Source organism: Streptosporangium sp. NPDC049644, from assembly GCF_040675205.1.
Lineage (GTDB): Bacteria > Actinomycetota > Actinomycetes > Streptosporangiales > Streptosporangiaceae > Streptosporangium > Streptosporangium fukuiense.
This window is the reverse complement of sequence record NZ_JBFAOJ010000169.1, coordinates 1-2,177: the sequence shown is the minus strand read 5'-3', so window position 1 is coordinate 2,177 and position 2,177 is coordinate 1. Positions and strand designations below refer to the sequence as shown.

General features: G+C 67.7%; 3 protein-coding genes and 1 pseudogene. All 4 read left to right on the top strand.

All coding sequences use genetic code 11. The annotated features are described in order from the left end of the window. Positions 1-556, top strand: a pseudogene (locus tag AB0J58_RS42820) (hypothetical protein); the annotation flags it as partial. Continuing rightward, a complete protein-coding gene (locus AB0J58_RS42815) occupies positions 543-1,154 on the top strand; it encodes a hypothetical protein (RefSeq protein ID WP_357797446.1) in 612 nt (203 codons plus the stop codon). The pseudogene AB0J58_RS42820 and the gene AB0J58_RS42815, both read left to right, overlap by 14 nt. Then, positions 1,151-1,588: a hypothetical protein gene (locus tag AB0J58_RS42810; RefSeq protein WP_357797442.1), complete on the top strand. Its 438-nt coding sequence runs from the start codon at positions 1,151-1,153 to the stop codon at positions 1,586-1,588. The genes AB0J58_RS42815 and AB0J58_RS42810 overlap by 4 nt, the downstream gene beginning before the upstream one ends. Continuing rightward, positions 1,585-2,121, top strand: a complete 537-nt coding sequence (locus tag AB0J58_RS42805) for an HNH endonuclease signature motif containing protein (RefSeq protein ID WP_364227174.1) — start codon at positions 1,585-1,587, stop codon at positions 2,119-2,121. Before AB0J58_RS42810 ends, AB0J58_RS42805 begins: the two co-directional genes overlap by 4 nt. Positions 2,122-2,177: the final 56 nt, after the last annotated feature.

The window sequence follows — 2,177 nt, the reverse complement described above, 5'->3', positions numbered from 1 at the left end:
GACGTTCATCGTCTACGCCGCCGCGTTCTACCGCACCCCGGACGACCCCAGGCCCGGCATCGGGATCGCGTGGGAGCCGTTCCCGGGCATCACGAACTTCACTCGCAACTCGGAGCTGATGAACGCTGAGACGTCTGCGTGGGGTCGCGCCCTGGTCGCGGCATTCGCGGCCGACACCAAGAGGGGCATCGCTACCTCGCTGGACGTACGCACCCGAGAAGCGGAGCGGCAGACGCAGTACGGGCCGTCCGACGACCAGGGTTGGCCCACCGTGAAGGACCCGGGCGAGCAGCTCGTCACGAAGGCTCTGCTGTCCCGCCTTGCCGCCCAGTTCGCGACGCTCGGGGTCGCTGGCCGCGATGAGGGGCTGATGACGATCGGCGCGCTGATCGGCGTGCAGGTGTCGTCCACCAAGGAGCTGACGAACGCTCAGGCGTCGCAGCTCATCGAGGCGCTGGACCCGCTGACGAAGGCCGACGACCCTGCGGCTGCTCTTGCGGCGGCGCTGCGTCAGGCCATGGCTGGGGCGCCGGAGGCCACCGATGACGCCGCGTGAGGCCGCGCTCCGGGTCGCGGTCCTGGATGCCTTGTCGAAGCGGGTGAGCAAGTCGCTGGCCGACGCCCGCGGTGAGGCTGAGCAGTTGTTCGCGGTGGCTCGTGCGGGTGGTGCGACACAGATCGAGGTGGCTCTTCCCTCGGGCGCCGCGGTGGGGAAGGTCTCCATCAAGGCCGGCCAGGAGAGTGTCCGCGTTGATGAGGCTGCACTGCTGAAGTGGGTGCTGGCGAACAGCCCGGAGGAGATCGAGTCCGAGGTTTCGCCGTCGGCCCTGTCGCGTCCGGACGTGATCGCCTACGTCCGTAAGCTCCACCCGGACCTGATGCGGCAGAAGGTCCGCCCCGCTTACCGGGCGAAGCTGCTGGCCGAAGTCAACGAGTCAGGGGAGCTGGTCTCCGAGACGACCGGTGAGGTCATGAAGGTCTCCGAGACCGTGAAGTCCGACCCGACCGGCGCGTTCGCCCTGACGTTCGAGACCGCGAAGAAGGGCAAGCCGAACGGTCGCGACCAGATCGCCGCCGCCTGGCAGTCCGGAGAGCTGTCCATCACAGAGCTGATCTGGCCCGCGATCGAGGGCGCCGCGGGCGGTGAGTCGTGACCGATGTCTTCCAGCGTGCTGAGTCGGGCAGCTTCGAGTTCCTCTCCGAGGACGTCGTCCTTACCCCCGTGGACACCGACGTGTTCCTGAGACGGCTGAACAACGAGTTGGGCCGCTCCCAGCTTGCGGTGAAACGTGCCCGCGAAGCGGAACTGAGCGCTGAGCGGCGCTATCTGGAGGCGCGCACGATCCTGCTGATGCGGGAGCAAGCCCCTGAGGTGGGGCGCCGCGCCGGCCAGGTGAGCCAAAAGCAGTTGGACGACTGGTTCGCGGTCCGTATCTCCGAGGAGTACTGGGAGTTGCGTGAGGCGAAGATCGTGCGGGCCAACGCCGTGGACTACGCCTGGCAGGTCAAAGCCCAGGTCGAGCTGATGCGGTCCCTCAACGTCAATGCCAAGGCCATCTATGACACCTACCGTGGCGGTGGCCGATGAAGACCCGTGTGCAGCAGCCCTGCTGCAGCAGGGAGACGTTCGCGAATGAGGCTGAGGCCCGCCGGCGTCTGGATCGGATCGTGTCGCTCGGGGTGTCCCGCGTCCTGCCGATGGGTGTGGAGCGGTGCCGCAACGGGTGGCACCTGAAGTTCCCGACGAAGGACACCGGCCCCTCGGACAAGCTCCGCGCTCAGGTCGAGGGCCGAGACAAGGTGTGTGTCCGCTGCGGTGTCGCGGTTCCTCGGGATGAGGACTCGATCCATCACCGGATCCCGCGCGGGCGAGGTGGCGAGAACTCCGCCGAAAACCTGATCTTGTTCTGCGGTTCCGGCACGACCGGCTGCCACGGCTGGACCGAGAAAAACCGTACCGCGGCCTACCGGCTCGGCTACCTCGTCCACACCGGCATCGACCCCGCAGACGTGCCCGTAGCGGTGGCCGGCTGGGGCTGGCGCTACCCCACCTCGGACGGTCGGTGGATCACTCCTGAGGAGTACGGCGCCAACCCGGCAGATCTGGACGTGTCGGCGTGAGTGTCGCTCTGGTGGTCGCGGTGGTGCTGATCGCCCTGCTGATTCTCCTGCCCCTG

Excerpts from the sequence above, each read along its gene's own strand:
- AB0J58_RS42805 (WP_364227174.1), top strand. The coding sequence starts at position 1,585 with ATGAAGACCCGTGTGCAGCAGCCCTGCTGCAGCAGGGAGACGTTCGCG.
- AB0J58_RS42815 (WP_357797446.1), top strand. The coding sequence starts at position 543 with ATGACGCCGCGTGAGGCCGCGCTCCGGGTCGCGGTCCTGGATGCCTTG.